Raw genomic sequence first — 17162 nt, forward strand, 5'->3', positions numbered from 1 at the left:
GCCTGCGTGTGCCAGCCCTGTGGGTCGGCCCCGTGTCCCAGCCCTGTGGGTCGGCCCCCGTGTCTCAGTCCCGTTGCAGCGGCACCGGCTCGCCCTGACCAGGACCGGAACCGGAGCGGGCACGGGTGTGCCGCCCCGCCAGCTCGAACGCGGCGAGCACCACCCGGGCCTGGTACTCCGCCTGGCGGGCCACCGGGATCCAGCGCGCCCCGCAGTCGTCGCGGTACTCGGCGCACCAGTCGTCGATCATCCGGTCCAGCTCCGGCAGCACCCCGTCCGGGTCGCGGCCGGCTGCCCGGACGAGCTGGTGCAGCAGTCCCGCCGTGCGCAGGGCGAGCCGTCGCGCGGAGATGCGCAGGGCGACCAGGTGGGCGGTGCTCAGGGCCGGGAGGGGGTGGGTCGGGTTGTCGCCCGTGTCGGGGTCCCAGGCGTCGGCGAGGCCGGGGCAGACCAGGAGGTAGTCGTCGACCGGGGCGAGCAGGCGGGCCGTGTCCGGCGCGGTGCCGAGGTGCGGCCGGATCCGGGCCAGCAGGTGCCGCAGCCGGCCCGTGTCGTGGCGCAGGGTGCGGCTGACGGCCCGGAGCACGGCGTCCCGGTCCGCCGGCGCGGAGCCGTCCGCCACGGCCATCACGCCCCACATGGGTGCCTCGACAACCGCGGTGACGGTGCCGTGCCGTGAGGGGTGGTACCACGTGGACTCGACGGCGGCCTCCGTCATGGCCGCGACCAGACCGGCCCGGCGCGGCGGCGGGATCCGGTAGACGGCGGGTCCGAGGCCGGGCCAGTACAGGGCGTCGTAGGCGCCGAGTTCGCGGGGGATGCCGAGCCGGGCGGCGATGTGGGCGAGGCGCCGGTCGAGGCCGGGCAGGTCGTGGGTGAGTTCCACGAAGCCGCCGCCGATGTCGACGCCGTGCAGGGAGCACTGGAGGAACGGGCGCAGTTCGTCCTGGAGGCCGAGCAGGGCGCGGGTCTCCGGCAGGGCGGCGCCCGCCGCGCCGTCGGGCAGCCATTCGGGCTGCTCCAGGAAGCCGGGCCGGAAGAAGTGGCGGACGTACCGGCCGAGCGTGTAGGGGCCGGGCAGCCAGCCCTCGTTGCGGCGGGAGCCGTCCGGGTCGAGGCACAGCAGCAGGTTCCAGGTGGCGTCCGCGCCCTCGGTGAGCCGCGGGTCGGCCAGGGCCCGCTCGGCGAGGCGGAGCACGGTGGCGCCGCCCACCGGTTCGTTGGCGTGGGGGCCGGCGACGACCAGGGCCTGGCGACTGCCGTGGCCGACGGAGAGCAGCCACAGGGGGGTGCCCGCACGGGAGGTGCCGACCCGGCGCAGCCGGGCGTCACGGGGGTGGCGGGCGACGAGGGCGGCGGCCCGCGCACCCAGTTCGTCGACGGTCGGGAAGCGCGGCAGGGGCGGCAGGGCACACCTCCCCAGGGCGGTGCCGTCGGTTCACCAGGTGTAGCTGGCCTACACACAGTCAGTCACGACTTCAGGGGTACGTCAACACCGTGAACCGCAATGGGATTTCGGCCAATCCCCCGGGACCGACATTCGGTAACCCCCAGGCCAGAGGTGAGGCGTGGCTCCGTTTCCGGTCAGCCGTCCGACAGCCGGAACGTCATCCTGCCGAAGCCCACCTGGTCGCCCTCACGGACGACGGCCGCCCCGACGACGCGCCTGCCGTTCACCGTCGTGCCGTTGGTGGAGCCGAGGTCGCGCAGGACCCACATGCCGCCCTGGTGACGGAGTTCGGCGTGCACACGGGAGACCGTCTCGTGGTTGAGGCGCAGTCCGCTGGCGGGGTCGCGGCCTATGCGCAGCGGATGGCCGTGCGACGGGTGGGGCAGTTGCAGCTTGGGCAGCCGCTCGGCCTGCCAGGCCCTGCGCAGCCGTACGGAGAATCCGGAGACGGCCTCGACGGTGCCGAACACCAGGCGCGAGAGGCGGCTCTCCGTGCGCAGGTCGGCGGTGAGCGCGGCGAGTTCGTCCGGGCGGCGGGCGGCGAGCGCCAGCTCCATGCGGTGGACGAACGTGTCGTGGGAGAGGCGGCCCACGGCGACGCCGTCCCGCAGCACCTTCAGCACCCGGTCCCGCTCCGCGTCGGAGAGCCGCGCGGGGAACGTGTTGAACTCGAAGGACGACGTCACGCTCGTGATTGTCGGACAGTGCGGCCGGGCTGTCCAGGAAACGGGAAATCGGCCGCCCCACGCGCGCACTACGGGGAGACCCGCCGCAAATGGGTGGATGCACCGGCGGATTGATCTCTTTTGACGCACCATGGACGAGCTACATCACGGTGAGCAGACGAAGGGGAACCGTCCGTGCAGTTCGAGGTGTGGGCACCACAGGCCGGCCGAGTGACGCTCCAGTGCGACGGCGTCACCCACGCGTTGGAGCGTGATCCGGAACGGGCGGGGTGGTGGCGGGGCGAGGCCGAGGCGCGCGAGGGATCCCGGTACGGCTTCGCGGTGGACGACGGGCCCGTGCTGCCCGATCCGCGCTCGCGGCGGCAGCCGGACGGCCCGGACGGGCTGAGCGCGGTCGTCGACCACGAGCGGTACGCGTGGCGCGCGCGGTGGCCGGGACGGCCGCTGCCCGGCGCGGTGCTGTACGAGCTGCACGTGGGGACGTACACGCCCGAGGGCACTCTGGACGCGGCGGCCGAGCGGCTCGGTCATCTCGCCGAACTCGGCGTCACGCATGTGCAGCTGATGCCCCTGTGCCCCTTCCCGGGGACGCACGGCTGGGGCTACGAGGGTGTCTCGCTGTGGGCGGTGCACGAGCCGTACGGCGGCCCCGAAGCGCTGAAACGCTTTGTCGACCGGGCCCACGAGCTCGGTCTGGGCGTGGTGCTCGACGTGGTGCACAACCATTTCGGGCCGTCCGGCAACTACCTGCCCGTCTTCGGCCCGTACCTCACTGACACCCACCACACGCCCTGGGGCGCCGCGGTGAATCTGGACGCGCCGGGCTCGGACGAGGTGCGCGCGTTCCTGATCGGCAGCGCGCTGGCCTGGCTGCGCGACTACCGGATCGACGGGCTGCGCCTGGACGCGGTGCACGCGCTGGTGGACACGCGCGCGTACCACTTCCTGGAGGAGCTGTCGGAGGCCGTGGACGCCCTGGCCGCCGAGACGGGCCGACCGCTGTTCCTGGTCGCCGAGTCGGACCTGAACGACCCGCGGCTCATCACCTCCCGCGCGGAGGGGGGCCTCGGGCTGCACGCGCAGTGGAACGACGACTTCCACCACGCCCTGCACACCACGCTGACCGGTGAGTCGCAGGGGTACTACGCCGACTTCGCGCACGCCCGGCTCGGCGGGCTGGCCAAGACCCTGACCGGCGGCTACTTCCACGACGGGTCGTACTCCAGCTTCCGGCAGCGCCACCACGGGCGCCCGCTGGACCGCACCCGGGTGGCCGGGCACCGGCTGCTCGGCTACGGCCAGACCCACGACCAGGTCGGCAACCGCGCCCAGGGAGACCGGCTTTCGGCCCTGCTCTCCCCCGGGCTGCTGGCGTGCGCGGCCACGCTGATCCTTACGGCGCCCTTCACGCCGATGCTCTTCATGGGCGAGGAGTGGGCGGCGGGCACGCCCTGGCAGTTCTTCACCGACCACACCGACCCCGAGCTCGCCGACGCCGTACGGCGGGGCAGGCGGCGGGAGTTCGCCGCGCACGGCTGGAAGGAGGAGGACGTGCCCGACCCGCAGGACCCGGCGACCCGGGACCGCTCCTGCCTCGACTGGTCCGAGCCGGAACGCGAGCCCCACGCACGCGTGCTGGCCTGGTACCGGCAGCTCCTCGCCCTGCGTCACGGGCAGCCGGACCTGACCGACCCCGACCTCGCCGACACCAGGGTGGCCCACGACGAGGAGCGCCGCTGGCTCGCCTTCCGGCGCGGGGACGTCCTGGTGGCGGTGAACCTGGCTCCCGAGCCGGCCGAGCTGCCGCTCGGCGTGCCCCACGCGCGCGTGCTGGCCGCGTGGGAGCCGGTGGACAAGCCCGGGGCGGACGGGGTGGTGCGGCTGCCCGGGGAGTCGGCGGTGGTGCTCGCCCAGGACTGAGCGGCGGGAGACGTCAGCGGAGTTTCGCGTCCTGCGCCTTGATCACGGGCGTGAGGACCGTCGGACTCGCGATGCGGGCGCCGCCCACCGCGGTGCACACGGCGATGACGTCTGCGTGGCGTACAGAGGACGTCTGCGTGGCGTACAACGGTGAGGCGCCGTGCCGGGGTCTGCCGACGCTCCCGGAGCAGCCTGCCAGGCAGGTGAAGGGCGGCGGCGGTCGGCGGGGAGACGGCCGCCGCGGTGCGCTTCATGGGCGGAGGACAGCCATGGGGGAGGGTACCGCCCGGCCCGCTACAGGGAGTCGTCCGCGTTCCCCAGGTCCGTCACGCGTTCCAGCAGGATCGGCTCCCAGGCGCGGCGCAGCCGGGTCCGCAGCAGGGTGACGTCCTTGCCGGTGAGGTCCTCGGCGAGGTGGACGACGCTGTCGCAGCGGGCGAGCCACAGGCCGCGCAGGCAGGGCCGGGCGCCGTAGCCGGCGAGGGTGGCGGCGCGCACGGCGGCGGGTGAGCCGACGGCGAGCGCGAGGCCCGCGATGTCCTCGGCCGGGTCACCGACGACCGCGCCCGCCCAGCCGAGCACGCCGCGCACCCGGCCGTCGGCGCTGACCACGAGATGCCCGCCCGTGAGGGTGCGGTGGGTGAGGACCGCCGAGGCGGGTTGGGCGGCGAGCTGGGACGCGGCGGGCGGGGTGAGCTGGTTCAGGCGTGTGGCGTCGAACTCGTCGGCTGCGGAGAGGCGTTCGGCTGCGCGTACGGCGGCCCGGCGCAGTGCCTCCAGGGAACGCGGCGCGGCGCGCGGCACGCCGAGCGTCTCTGCCTGCCGGACCGGCACCTCGCGCAGACCCGTGAGGAGCGCGGCGAGGTCGGCCTCGCCGACGGCGGACACGTCGTGCTCCTCCCCCGAGCCGCCGGGCACCTTGGTGTCCAGCGTGTAGCTCAGCCCGGGGGCCCACTCGCCGTTCGCGACGCTGACGGGCACCGCCGCCGGGACGTGCGGGCGGACGAGGTCACGCAGGCGCAGTTCGCGGCGCTGGCGCAGGGTGGCCTCGCGGTCGGGGGCGAGCCGCAGCACGTGGCGGGTGCCGACCCACCAGGTGACGGGTTCGGCGCCCGGGGTGGCGGGCCGGACGTCGGGGCCGGAGCCACTCCCGCCCGTCCGGGGCTCCTTGCCGCCGCGGCCCTCCCGGGCGCCCTCGGCGCCCTTGGAGTCCTTGGCGTTCTTGCCTTCCTTGGCGTCCTTGAGGAGGGACAGGACCAGCCGGCGGACGGTGTCCGCGGTGGGTGTGGGTGCCTGGGTCATGGTCGCGCCGTTGCCGTTCGGGAGGCGAGCTGGGGACATCGGGGCCTCACTCCACTATGACCAGCTCGCGCGCGGTGGTGTTCAGGCGCCGTCCGCCGTCCTCGGTGACGGTCACGATGTCCTCGATGCGGACGCCGAACCGGCCGGGCAGGTAGACGCCGGGTTCCACGGAGAAGCACATGCCGGGCACGAGGGGCCGCTCCTCGCCCTCGATCATGTACGGCGGCTCGTGGGTGGTGACACCGATGCCGTGTCCGGTGCGGTGGATGAAGTACTCGCCGTAGCCGGCGGCGGCGATGACCTCGCGGGCGGCCCGGTCGACGTCCTGGCAGGCGGCGCCGGGCCGCACGGCGCGGAAGCCGGCCTCCTGCGCCTCGCGCACGATGTCGTGCACACGCCGCTCCTCGTCGGTGGGCTCGCCGACGTGGACCGTGCGGGAGGTGTCGGAGCCGTAGCCGTCCCGCAGTCCGCCGAAGTCGAGGACGACCATGTCGCCGCGGGCGATGACGCGGTCGCCCGCCTCGTGGTGCGGGTCCGCGCCGTTCGGGCCCGAGGCGACGATGGTGAAGTCGACCTGCTCATGGCCGTGCCGGCGCAGCAGCCGGTCGAGGTCCGCGGCCACCTCGGACTCCGGGCGCCCGGCGAAGGGGACGTTACGGATCTCCTCGAACGTGGCGTCCGCGGCGGCTCCGGCGGCCGCCATGAGGTCCAGCTCGGCCGCGTCCTTGACGGCGCGCAGCATCGGCAGGGCCTCGGTGAGCGAGGCGTAGGAGCTGCCGGGCATGGCCTGCCGGAGGGCCAGCAGGTGCAGGGCCCAGGCGTTGTCGCTGATGCCGAACCGGCCCGCGGGGTCGAGGAGGGCGGCGGTGGCGGCGTAGGGGTCCTTGCCGTCGGTCCAGTCGCGCAGGGTCAGGGCGGCCGCGCCGGCCGCCCGGTGCGCGTCCGGGGCCTCCAGGGCGGGGACGACGAGGACGGGGTCCTGCCCGGCGGAGAGGACCAGCAGGGTGAGGCGCTCGGTGACGGCCGGGGGTGTGTAGCCGGTGAGCCACACCAGGTCCGGTCCCGGGGCCACCAGCAGGCCGGCGAGCCCGGCTTCGGCGGCCGTCCGCGCGGCGCGCTCCATACGGGCCCGGTAGTCGTCGGCGGTGAAGGACGCGGCCGTGCTTCCGGTCATCCGGGCCTCCCAGAACGGGCGAAGGGGCTACGGGCAGCATCCTGCCCGGCCGGAGGGGGCGGCGCGAGCCGTCTGCGGGCATTCACCCCGGCAACCTGCCTCACGGCAGCGGATTGCCCGAGCGTTATAGCTAATGCTTAGATGCGACTCTTCCATTAAGTGGTCGATCGAGGGGGCGTACGACGGTGCTGGTACTCGCGCACATCAGCGATCTGCATCTGGACGGGAGCGCGCGGGCGACGGAGCGCGCCGAGCGGGTGCGCGACCGCCTGTGGGAGCTGCCGGGCCACGTGGACGCGCTGCTGGTGACCGGGGACATCGCGGACCACGGCACGGAGCCGGAGTACGAGGAGGCCGCCCGCATCCTGGGACTGCGCACCGGCGACGCCCCGTTCCCGGTGCTGACCTGCCCGGGCAACCACGACAGCCGTACGCCCTACCGCAAGGCGCTGCTGGGCCGGCCCGGCGGCGAGGGGCCGGTCAACAGCGTGCAGGTCTTCGAGGACGGCGCGGTGCTGATGTGCGACTCCAGCGTCCCGGGCAGCGACGACGGGGAACTGGACGAGGAGACCTGCGACTGGATCGAGACGACCCTCGACGAACTCGACGGCGGCCTTCCGGCCCTGCTCGCCTTCCACCACCCGCCGGTGGCACTGCACCACCCGCTGCCCGACTCCTGCGCGCTGCGTCACCCCGGCCGGCTTGCGGACCTGCTGGCCCGACGGCCGGAGATCGCCGGGCTGATCACCGGCCACGCCCACACCCCCGCCGCCACCTCGTTCGCGGGGCGGCCCCTGGTCGTCGGGCCGGGTGTGACGTGGACGCTGCGGCTGCCCTGGGAGGGCGAGCAGATCGCCGACCGGGAGGCGCCGCCCGGGCTGGCGTTCCACGTGCTGGACGGCTCGGGGCGGCTCACCAGCCACTTCCGCGTCGTGCCGTGAGGGCAGGCGTCACGCGGCGACGGCAGGTACGAGCGTCAGCTGCTCGTAGCCGCCGCTGCGGTGGCGGACCGTCAGTCTGACCTCGGAGCCCGGCCGGGTGCGGGCGACGGCCCGGACCAGATCGGCGGCGGTGTCGATACGGGTCGCGCCGTAGGCCAGGAGGACATCGCCGCGCACCAGCCCGGCGGCCTGCGCAGGCCCGGGGACGTGCAGCCCCACGACCACGGCCCCCGGCTTACGGGCGTCCATGACCTGCACGCCGAGCGTCGCGGCGGCGGGCGCGGAGGGCGTCGCAGCGGCGGGCGCGGGGCCGGGGAGCGACGGCGTGTGCTGCCACCCTCGCGGGTCGAGACGTCCGCCCTTGCCGAGTACCGCGGTGCCCATCGCCCCGAGTCCGATCCCGGAGAGGACCAGGACCACGCCCGTGAACGAGGCGAGCAGGACGTTCAGGAGCCGCCTCCCGCGTCGCCGGGCGGCGTGCGGGCGGGGCCGTGACGGGCCGGGCCCCGTCACGGCCGTGACTCCCCCGGGCTCCTGACCCGGCATCGGCTTGGGTCGCAGCGCGGTCTGTTCCATGGCTCGCCTCCGCATGGTGCCGATCGCATCCGGCGGATCCCGGAACGATCACGGCAGGTGCTCTACCCGGCGCACCGGCGGACGACGAGCCACGAACGAGTGAGACTGACCGGGGCCCGGCGCGGTCAGGGATCAGCCGGTGCGGCCGTCCCCGTGACCGCCGTGCGCCCCGTCGTGGCCGGACTTCAGCACCCGCCCGGGCATCACGACGACGGGCCGCATCACGCCCATGTCCTCGTGCGCCGAGGTGGCGGTGGATGTCCCGTGCCGCATCGGTCCGGCCGGACATCGCCGCCTCAGCGGAGCGCGGGCACGGGCACGGCCGGCGGGCGGTCCGGGAGGAAGCCGTGGGTGCGCCGGGACAGCCACTCGGCCTTGTAGCGGTCCACCTCGCGGTGCCAGTGGAGGATGCCGGACATCCAGTTCCGCAGGTCCGCCACATAGGTCGCCATGGCCGCTCGGGCCTCCTTGCCGAGCTGGAAGTCGTCGTACAGGACGGGCAGTTCGTGCGCGACGACGTGCTCGAACTGGCGCATGCGCTGGCTCATCAGGTCGTGCACGATGCCGAGTCCGGTCGGGTAGTCGCAGCCGAAGAAGGACTGCACGACGAGAATCGCGTTGTGGATCTCTCCCTCGAACTCGATCTCCTTCTGGTACGAGAAGACGTCGTTGAGGAGGCACGCGAAGTCCATCGCGGCGTTCTCCAGGGAGCGGACCGGGCCGCTGCGGTAGACCTCGGGCGGGACGGCCGGGCCGTGTCCCATCCGGCACAGGCTCAGGGTGAGGTCGGAGCCGAAGGTCGCCCTGCGCATCTCCAGGTAGTCGACCGGGTCGGGCACGCGGTTGTGGACCTGGTTCGACAGCTCCCACACCCAGCTCTCGGTCATGACGTTCACCCCGTCCTTGAGCGTGCGCCGCGCCTCGGGCGTCATCCCGGCGGTGGTACGCGCCCACAGGTCGGCCAGGCCGCGCTCCATGGCGTTGGCCGGGGGCGGTGCAGCGCCGTCGACCGGCATGCAGTCGGACAGGCGGGCCGTCGTCAGGCGGGCGGCGGCGAGGTCGCGGCGGTGGCCGTAGACCAGGGGGTAGTAGTCGTCGCCGTAGGTGCCCCAGGCGAGCCACTGCGCGCTGAGGTCGAGGGCCTCGGGCGTGGCGTCCGGGTCGAGACCGGCCGAGCAGAGGGCGAGGTCGTAGGCGCGGAGCTTGTCCTCGTCCCAGACGCCCTCGGCGAGGATGCCCATGCGCTCCACCCACGCGCGCAGACCGCGGCGGGCGTTGTCCAGGTGCGGGCTGAGCTCCAGCGGGAACGGCATGCGGATGTCGGGGATCCGCGACGGCCCGACCTTCTGGTACGGCACGTGGGTGTGGGAGCGCAGCCTCCCCCACTGCCCGAAAGGCGTGGGAGGTGCCCCCGTGGCTCCGGCCGTCGCGAGCAGGGCACGCACGTCGGCGGCCGAGGTGCCGATGCCGGTGCATCCCGGCCAGGGGCTGCCGCCGCGCACCGCGTTCTCGTTCATGTAGCGGCTGGAGCGCAGATGCCATTCATGGCCGCCCGACTGCCAGTCCTGCAGCCCCTTCGTGTACGCCGCGACGGCCGCGACCTCGTCCGGCCCGAGCCCCTTCTCCAGGGCCACCGCGGGCACTTCGGTGAACGCCGTGTGCTCGAACTGGTGGAGGCGGGAGGTCAGGACGTCGTTGACGGTGTCGGCGGCCTCCTGGGTGGTGCAGCCGAAGAAGGTCTCCAGGACGAGCACCCCGTTGCTGTTCTCGCCCTCTTCCTCGACCTCGCGCTGGTAGGAGAACAGGTCGTTGCGCAGGTGCACGGCGTCGGAGAACGTCTCCATCAGCACCCTGAGCGGCCTGGTCCCGGCGACGGCGACGGGCACCTCGGCGGTCGCGTACTCCACGAGACCCGCCGACCAGGGGGCGCCGCCGACCTTGCGGCGCATCTCGATGTACTCGACGGGGTTGGCGATCCGCCCCTCGTTGATGTTGGACAGCTCCCACATCGACTCGTTGAGGAGATGCTCGGTGGCCACGGCGAAGCGGCGCCGCCACCCCTCGGACATCCTCGGCACCGTGCGCGCCCACAGGTCGGCGAGGCCCGCCTCGACCGGGTTCTCGGGTTCCGGCACGGGAGCGAACAGGTCCAGCGGCATGAACAGCGGCAGCCGGTCCAGGTGCGCCTTGCCGGCGATACGGTCGGGGCTGCGCTTGTACATCTCCAGGAAGTGGTCGTCGAAGAAGAAGACCCACACGTACCAGTCGGTGATGAGGGACAGGGCGGGGCCGTCGCAGTCGGGGTGGGTGTAGGCGCACAGCAGGCCGTAGTCGTGCGCGTCCAGGTCGGCCTGCTCCCAGACGCCGGAGCCCTCCAGCATGCCCATCTCGCGCGCCCACGCGGTCGAATGGGCCCGGGCCTCGTCGACATGCGGGTTCAGCCGCGCGGGGTGCGGCAGGTAGAAATGCGGGAGTTCGAACGGCTGCGTCATGGCCGGGCCCTACCCGCCGCCCCGCGGCGGCATCCGCCGGGCCGGACATGATCACACCATCGCGTGAATCGAACCTGAACGCAGCCGGTGTGGAGGTGACTTGGCCTAACCGGGGACCCGCACCTGAATCAGCGCGTGCGTGCCGCCGGTGCGCCAGCGCCGGCCCTCCGCCGCGTCCAAGGCGGCCTCGGTCTGCGCGTCGAGGCCGGTGATCACGTCGGACTTCAGGGTGCGCAGGGCGGCGACCGGACCGGGGAAGTGGGCGGTGACGTCGGCGAACGGCGTGGTCGGGGCCCACAGCCGGTCGCCGACCAGGCGGCGGTAGTTGAGGTCGCCCTTCACGATGGTGAGGGTGGCCGAGGCGAACTCCGCGCGCAGGTCCCCGGGCATCTCCTCGTAGGGCAGCGGCGCGCTGGAGAAGGCGTGGGCACGCAGTGTGAGGCGGCCGTCGGCGAGGGCGGACCAGAGGGTCCGGCCGTACGCGGCGGCCGCTCCCCCGGCACCGGTCAGCCGGCGCACGGCGTCGACGACGTCCGCGGTGGTGGCGTCGGAGACGTAGTAGGGGTACGGCTTGACGTGCAGGACCGCCCGTCCGATGCGGCCGCTCTCCAGGAGGTGGGCGACCAGGAGGAGATCGGGGACGAGTTCGCGGCCCGCGTTGTCGGCGACCAGGCACAGCGTGCCGGTCCCGGGCCCGGTGGCGTCGAGCCGTGACCAGAGGCGGTCGCTGTCGTCGGCGACCAGGCCGGGCGCGGCGTCCGTGGCGTGTGCGCCTTCCGCGGAGAGGCGGAAGCCGAGGTCGGCCCGGTTGCCCCAGAGGGAGCCGTGCAGCAGGGCCCGGCTCTGTTCGGCGGCGGGCCGGGCGGCGAGGTCGTCGAGTGCGGCGAGTTCCTCGTCGGTCTCGGCGGAGTGGAGTTCGGCGAGTTTGAAGGGGCGGAAGGGGTCGATGCCCTGCCAGGGACCCGGGCCGAAGTAGCCGACGGCCTGGAGCAGCCGGCGGTAGAACCAGCTCTCGGACCAGAGCCACGGAACGTCGAACCAGGACCGGCCGGTGTGGTCGCGCAGCCCCCAGGTCTCCCAGAGGCCCCGGTCGTGCGCGTCGGCGGGAAGGGGTTCGATCTCGCCCTCCGTGCACGCGGCGAGCAGCTCGTCGAGGGCGCGGTGCTGCGCGGGTTCGTACGGGAAGGCCTCGCGGACCTGCTTGATGATCGCGGGGTGCCGCTCGGCCAGCACACTGTGGGGGAAGGAGCCCGGCTGGTTGCCGAGGAGCAGGGGCGCGGAGGGGGTGTCGGGCATGGGACTCACCGTAACGCGCGTGCCCTTCGCGGGGGCCGAGCCGCCCGCCCTCCGGTCACACGGGTGCGATCTCCCGCTCCAGTCGCGCCGCCAGGCTCAGATAGCGGGCGCGGCGGGTCACCGGAACCAGGCCGCGGATGAGTATGTTCCACATCTCGGCCGTGCGGCGGGGCTGGCGGGCGACCGGCTCGCGGGAGCGGCCCACGACGCGGGTGCCGACGAAGAAGCAGACCAACGAGTGGGCCACGACGTCGATGTCGACGTCTGGGTGGACATCGGACTCCTTGACCGCGCCGACGAGCCGGGCCGTGACGATGTCCAGCCACTCGGTGAACGGGTGGCTCAGGGGCGGCCGGGGCCGGATCCCGCCCGTGGCGAGCCGCAGACCGGCCCGCAGCACCGGATCCTCGACGGACTTGCGGGTGATGCCGAATGTGAGGCGCATCAGCGCTTCGAGGGAGGTGTGGCCGCGGCTGTCGGTCTCCGTGGCCAGCCGGCGGGCGGTGTGCGACTGGAGTTCGAGGATCGCGTGGGCGAGATCCTCCTTCGCCGCGAAGTGGAAGTACAGGGCTCCCTTGGTGACGTGCGCGTGTTCCACGATGTCGCTGAGACTGGTCGATTCGTACCCGCGACGGTCGAACAGGTCAGCGGCGGCCGTGATGATCGTCGAGCGGGTCTGCTCGGCTCGCAACTGCCTCGCCATCGGCTGAACTCTCCCGGGACGGAAATGAACGGGTCATGCCGTTTGTTTTTACCCCGCGTACACGATAACTCACCCTGAGACGGCCCTCTTCACACCAGTGTGCCGGAGTGCGCGTGCACATCCGGCAAAACAAGCGCAATCGGTGAAAGAAAACAGCGCGTTCGGTATCTGACTGTGCGGGATGCGGGGGCAGACGTAAAGGCGGGCCGGCCGGTGCCCCATCCGCACCGGCCGGCCCGCCCGCTTGTGGCCTGCCTCGTTCAGCGTTCCCCGAAGAGGATCAGAAGGTCAGCTTCCAGCCGTTGAGGGTGCCCGTGTCCTGGGCGGCGGTGTCCTGGACGCGCAGCTTCCAGGTGCCGTTGGCCGCCTCGCCGGAGGCGTTCACCGTGTAGGTGGTGTTCACGTTGTCGGCGGAGTCCGACGCGGCGGCCTTCAGGCGGTACGTCGAACCGTCCGGCGCCACCAGGTCGATGACGAGGTCGCCGCGGTAGGTGTGGGTGATGTCGACGCCGACCTGGAGGGCCGAGGGGGCGTTGCCGCTGCGGCCGGTGACGCTGATCGGCGACTCGATCGCGGCGCCGTTGTCCGGGATGGCGACGGCGGTGGTGCTGGAGAAGGTCGTGCCGGTGGACGTGCCGCCCTTCACGGCCTGGACCGTCTTGGCGGCGTCCGCGAGGCCCGCGCCGCAGCCGCCGGAGCAGGTGCCGGGCAGGGCACGGGCATTGGCCTTGATGGCCGACTCGATCTGCGCCGGGGTGAGGGCGGAGTTGGCCGACTTCATCAGCGCGGCGAGGCCCGCGACGTGCGGGGTGGCCATGCTGGTGCCCTGGTAGTAGGCGTAGTTCTCGCTCGACGGCGTCTTCGTGCCGGAGTTCAGCGTGGAGAGGATGCCGTTGGCGGTGGCGGTGCGGGTCTCACCGCCGGGGGCGGCGATGTCGACGAGCGAGCCGTAGTTGGAGTACGAGGCCCGGCTGCCGGCGCGGTTGGTCGCGGCGACCGCGATGACGTTGTTGCAGTTGGCCGGGGAGGCGTTCGAGACGTTCTGGTTCTCGTTGCCGGCCGCGACGACGACCGAGGTGCCGCGGTTCACGGCGCCGTTGATGGCGCTCTGGGTCGCGGTGGAGCAGGCGCCGCCCCCGCCGAGGCTCATGTTGATGACCTTGGCGACGTTGGTGTTGGCGGGCACGCCGGAGACGGTGCCGCCGGACGCCCAGGTGATGGCGTCGATGATGTCGGAGTCGTAGCCGCCGCACTTGCCGAGGACACGGACCGGGGAGATCTTCGCGCCGTGGGCGATACCGGCGACACCCTTGCCGTTGTTGGTGGCGGCGGCGATGGTGCCGGCCACGTGGGTGCCGTGCCAGGAGGAGCCGGAGGCGGCGATGCCCTGGCCGCACTCGTTGTCGTTGTACCAGTCGCCCGGGTCGGCCGGGTTGCTGTCACGGCCGTTGCCGTCGACGGAGACAGCGGTGTCGGAGATGAAGTCGTAGCCGCCGACGATGTTCGCGGCCAGGTCGGAGTGGGTGACGTAGCCGGTGTCGATGACGGCGACGGTCACGCCGCTGCCGGTGGTGGTGTCCCACGCGCCGGGGACGTTCATGCCCGCGGTCGACTCGAAGAGGTCCCACTGCTTGCTGTACTCGGTGTCGTTCGGGGTGACGGCCGTCGGCTTGTTCAGGCGGTCGGGGACGACGTAGGCGACCTGCGGGTCGGCCTTGTACTGGGCGACGACGTCGGCGACGGAGGCACGGGTGGGGTTCGTGCCCAGCTCGACGAGTGCGGCGCCGGTGCCGAGGCGGCGCTGGAAGTCGATGTCCTCGCCGGTCTTCTCGGCCTTGGACGCGGCGTCGGCGGCGGCGGCCTTGTTGGACTTGGCCTCGGTGGCGCCGGACTTGTAGCCGACGATGAGGCGCTCGGCCTGGATGCCGGGGGCGGCTTCGGTCTGGGCGGCGGGGACCGCGGCCGGGCGGGGGGCGGACTCCTGGGCGACGGCGACCGAGGCGGGGGCTGCGGTCAGCAGGGCGGTGGAGACGACAGCGACGGATATCAGCTTCCGTCTGAGCTCTGGGGAGATACGCACAGTCGTTGCCTTTCGTGGCCGGACTCCGGGCTGGGCGGAGCGGCGGTGGGGTCGCTTCGTCCTCGAAGCGGAGGGGGGTCGTTCGAAAAGCGAAGAGCGACGCAATGGCCGGCCAGGCGTGTGGGGAGCGGACCGTTCGGGGTTACCTGTGGGTCAGCAGTGCTCGAACGATAGGCAAAGGGAAGGTCAGCGGGATACGGGGGAAACCCTCGATCCGGCTGGAACCCCACCCTCTATGCAGGGCAGTTGGGCGCCCAATGGCCCCTTTTCGCGCAGGTCGTGGCGTGATGAACGCGTCGGGCCGATTTTCCGTACTGCACTACCGAACGTCGCCGCCCCCGGGCCGAGGAGAAGCAGCCGGATGCCTCGTACGACCGCACACCGCACCGCACTCGCGGCCGCCCTCGTGACCCCGCTGCTGCTGCCGTGGTGGGCGGCGGTTCCGGCCCGGGCGCACGGCGCCCCGACGGACCCGGTGAGCCGGGTGGTGGCCTGTTCCCCGGAGGGTGGTGCGCGCACCGGCACGGCGGCGTGCCGTGCGGCTGTCGCCGCGAACGACGCGCCCTTCGCGGCGTGGGACAACCTGCGGCTGGCGAACGTGAACGGCCGGGACCGGCAGGTCGTCCCGGACGGGAAGCTGTGCAGCGGCGGCCTGCCCGCCTACCGGGGCCTCGATCTCGCCCGCGCCGACTGGCCGGCGACCCGGATGACGCCCGGCGCGACCCTGACGATGCGGTACGTCTCCACGATCCCGCACACCGGCACGTTCCGGATGTATCTGACGAAGCCCGGCTACGACCCCGCCGGGCCGTTGTCCTGGTCCGACCTGCCCGAGAAGCCGTTCGCCACGGTGACGGACCCGGCCCTCACGGACGGCGCGTACCGCATCAGGGCGACCTTGCCGTCCGACCGGAGCGGGCGGCATGTGCTGTACACGGTCTGGCAGAACAGCAGCACGCCGGACACCTATTACTCGTGCTCGGACGTGGTGTTCCCGGAGGCGGAGAAGGAGCGGCCCGAGGGGAGGGAGCCCGAGCGGAAGAAGAGGGAGGAGCCCCCGCGGAAGGAGCCCGGGCGGACGGCGGAGCCGGAGAAGGAGGAGCCGTCGGCGAGCACCGCCGGGCACGACTCCCCCGCTCCGCGGCCTCGGGGCGGCGACGAGACGCCACTGGCCGGCGCGTCCGGTCCGGCCTCCGGCCCGTCCGCGCCCATGCTGGCGGGCGGCGCCGCGGCGGTGCTGTTGCTCACCGGCGGCGCCGCCCTGGCCGTACGGCTACGGCGACGCTGAACTACCGCTGTTCATTTTCTAGTTGACGTTGACGGCGGCGCCGCCCTTGGTCACCGGGGCGTACTTGGCGGTGAAGAAGGCGTTGGCGAAGCAGAGCGACGAGCCGGACACCTTGGTGAACTGCTGGTTGGCGAAGGAGATGCTGTTGTCGGCGTTGCTCGCCGTGCCGCTCAGGCCGGGGGCCTGGTAGACGCAGGTGATGGTGCCGAGCAGGGTGCGCAGCTTGACCGTGGACTGGACGGTGGAGCCCGCGGCCGGGGTCACGGAGACGGTTCCGCCTGAGGACACGCTGGTGGTGTAGGGCAGGTTGTCGACGGTGATGCCGCTGACGCCGAGCACCCCGACGACGTTGGTGGTGCAGCCGCTGGTGTCGAAGCTGTGCTTGGTCAGGGTCTCGGTGGCGGTGCCGGGGGCGGCCGGGTTGTCGGTGACGGTGGCGGAGAACGCCGACGTGGTGCAGGAGATGCCGCTGGTGCCGGTGGCGCTGGAGTAGAAGGTGGCGGCGGTGCCGCTCGCCAGGGACGCGTCGAGGACGTCGCCGACCGCGACGGCCGCGCCGTCGGTGGTGGTCAGGACGGGGGTGTCGGCGGCGGAGGCGGGGACGGCCAGGCCCAAGGAGGCGACCGCGGCGGTGAGGGTGAGGAGGGTGCGCGTACGCATGCGGGTGTACCTCTTTCGGTTGCGGGGGGTGAGGGGGTGGGGGGTGTGCCGGGCGTCCGCCGTTGCCGGCTCGTCACGCCTTCTCCGTACGTGACGGGCCGGCAACGGCATTCCGGACACCGGCCGGAGACTCACACGGGAAGGGGTCTCCGGCCGGACCGGGCGGGGGGTGGCTGGTGGCACGGCTCCGGGGAAGGCGGCCATGCCGTGGCGGGGGGTTCGGGCGAGGGAAAGCCCGTTCGGACGCACCGGGCGACGAGATGCCCGTACGGGGACGAGTGGGTCCGGGGAACGCGGACGGGCCGCGTGGCGGATCCGGCGCCACGGATCCGGTGGGACGAGGAGAGTTGTAGACCTGCGCCTCCGTCAACGTCAAGGCTTTGCAAGGGAGTTGTGAGCGAGCTGAGCCTTCCGGAAGACCGACGGCTCACCTGCGACACAGAAGGAACACTCTTTGTTCACACTTACCTTGACCCTTCATGTAACCGCCGGTAACTTCCTCGATGGCTACTGCGGCGTAACGAGAAAGCCCTTGCAACCGCCGGGAGTTGCGGGAGACGTGCGTACGCGGTCGATGTCCGCGCCAGGGCAACG

14 protein-coding genes are annotated in these 17162 nt (G+C 72.8%); 3 read left to right on the forward strand and 11 right to left on the reverse strand.

Annotated features, from left to right (window positions below):
* Positions 1-64: 64 nt before the first annotated feature.
* Positions 65-1423: a M14 family zinc carboxypeptidase gene (locus BJ965_RS07920; RefSeq protein WP_184916927.1), complete on the reverse strand. Its 1359-nt coding sequence runs from the start codon at positions 1421-1423 to the stop codon at positions 65-67.
* Between the two features lie 161 nt (positions 1424-1584).
* Entirely contained in the window at positions 1585-2136 is a 552-nt protein-coding gene (locus tag BJ965_RS07925; protein ID WP_031111569.1) for a DUF1707 and FHA domain-containing protein, read from the reverse strand.
* Between the two features lie 174 nt (positions 2137-2310).
* On the opposite strand from BJ965_RS07925, the gene treZ reads away from it, so the two are divergent.
* Positions 2311-4056, forward strand: a complete 1746-nt coding sequence (treZ, locus tag BJ965_RS07930) for a malto-oligosyltrehalose trehalohydrolase (protein WP_184908022.1) — start codon at positions 2311-2313, stop codon at positions 4054-4056.
* Between the two features lie 294 nt (positions 4057-4350).
* On the opposite strand, the gene BJ965_RS07935 is transcribed toward treZ, so the two are convergent.
* Together BJ965_RS07935 and BJ965_RS07940 are read right to left on the reverse strand one after the other, a co-directional pair.
* Complete coding sequence (locus tag BJ965_RS07935) at positions 4351-5358, reverse strand: aminoglycoside phosphotransferase family protein (protein WP_184916930.1); 1008 nt, start codon at positions 5356-5358, stop codon at positions 4351-4353.
* Positions 5359-5404: 46 nt separating this feature from the next.
* Entirely contained in the window at positions 5405-6532 is a 1128-nt protein-coding gene (locus BJ965_RS07940) for an aminopeptidase P family protein (RefSeq protein WP_184908023.1), read from the reverse strand.
* A gap of 185 nt (positions 6533-6717) precedes the next feature.
* Between BJ965_RS07940 and BJ965_RS07945 the strand changes: the two genes are divergently transcribed.
* A complete protein-coding gene (locus tag BJ965_RS07945; protein ID WP_184908024.1) occupies positions 6718-7473 on the forward strand; it encodes a phosphodiesterase in 756 nt (251 codons plus the stop codon).
* Positions 7474-7482: 9 nt separating this feature from the next.
* Here the strand turns inward: BJ965_RS07945 and BJ965_RS07950 are convergent, their stop codons facing one another.
* The 6 genes from BJ965_RS07950 to BJ965_RS07975 all read right to left on the reverse strand — a co-directional run bounded on the left by BJ965_RS07950 (position 7483) and on the right by BJ965_RS07975 (position 14620).
* Positions 7483-8049 (reverse strand): PDZ domain-containing protein, encoded by a 567-nt coding sequence (locus BJ965_RS07950; RefSeq protein WP_184908025.1) that lies wholly within the window; start codon positions 8047-8049, stop codon positions 7483-7485.
* A 132-nt stretch (positions 8050-8181) separates the two neighbouring features.
* The gene (locus tag BJ965_RS07955) at positions 8182-8322 is read right to left on the reverse strand and encodes a hypothetical protein (protein ID WP_184908026.1); all 141 of its coding nucleotides are present in this window, start codon (positions 8320-8322) and stop codon (positions 8182-8184) included.
* Positions 8323-8345: 23 nt separating this feature from the next.
* Positions 8346-10541, reverse strand: a complete 2196-nt coding sequence (gene cyc2 / locus BJ965_RS07960) for a germacradienol/geosmin synthase Cyc2 (RefSeq protein ID WP_184908027.1) — start codon at positions 10539-10541, stop codon at positions 8346-8348.
* A 105-nt stretch (positions 10542-10646) separates the two neighbouring features.
* On the reverse strand, positions 10647-11837 hold the full coding sequence (locus BJ965_RS07965; protein WP_184908028.1) for a damage-control phosphatase ARMT1 family protein: 1191 nt from the start codon (positions 11835-11837) through the stop codon (positions 10647-10649).
* Positions 11838-11892: 55 nt separating this feature from the next.
* On the reverse strand, positions 11893-12540 hold the full coding sequence (locus tag BJ965_RS07970) for a ScbR family autoregulator-binding transcription factor (protein WP_030838943.1): 648 nt from the start codon (positions 12538-12540) through the stop codon (positions 11893-11895).
* A 280-nt stretch (positions 12541-12820) separates the two neighbouring features.
* On the reverse strand, positions 12821-14620 hold the full coding sequence (locus BJ965_RS07975; RefSeq protein ID WP_184908029.1) for a S8 family peptidase: 1800 nt from the start codon (positions 14618-14620) through the stop codon (positions 12821-12823).
* 361 nt (positions 14621-14981) lie between these two features.
* On the opposite strand from BJ965_RS07975, the gene BJ965_RS07980 reads away from it, so the two are divergent.
* On the forward strand, positions 14982-15908 hold the full coding sequence (locus BJ965_RS07980) for a lytic polysaccharide monooxygenase auxiliary activity family 9 protein (RefSeq protein WP_184908030.1): 927 nt from the start codon (positions 14982-14984) through the stop codon (positions 15906-15908).
* Between the two features lie 18 nt (positions 15909-15926).
* On the opposite strand, the gene BJ965_RS07985 is transcribed toward BJ965_RS07980, so the two are convergent.
* Positions 15927-16568: a Tat pathway signal sequence domain protein gene (locus BJ965_RS07985; protein ID WP_184908031.1), complete on the reverse strand. Its 642-nt coding sequence runs from the start codon at positions 16566-16568 to the stop codon at positions 15927-15929.
* Positions 16569-17162 lie beyond the last annotated feature (594 nt).

The organism is Streptomyces luteogriseus (assembly GCF_014205055.1).
In the GTDB taxonomy this organism is placed as follows: domain Bacteria; phylum Actinomycetota; class Actinomycetes; order Streptomycetales; family Streptomycetaceae; genus Streptomyces; species Streptomyces luteogriseus.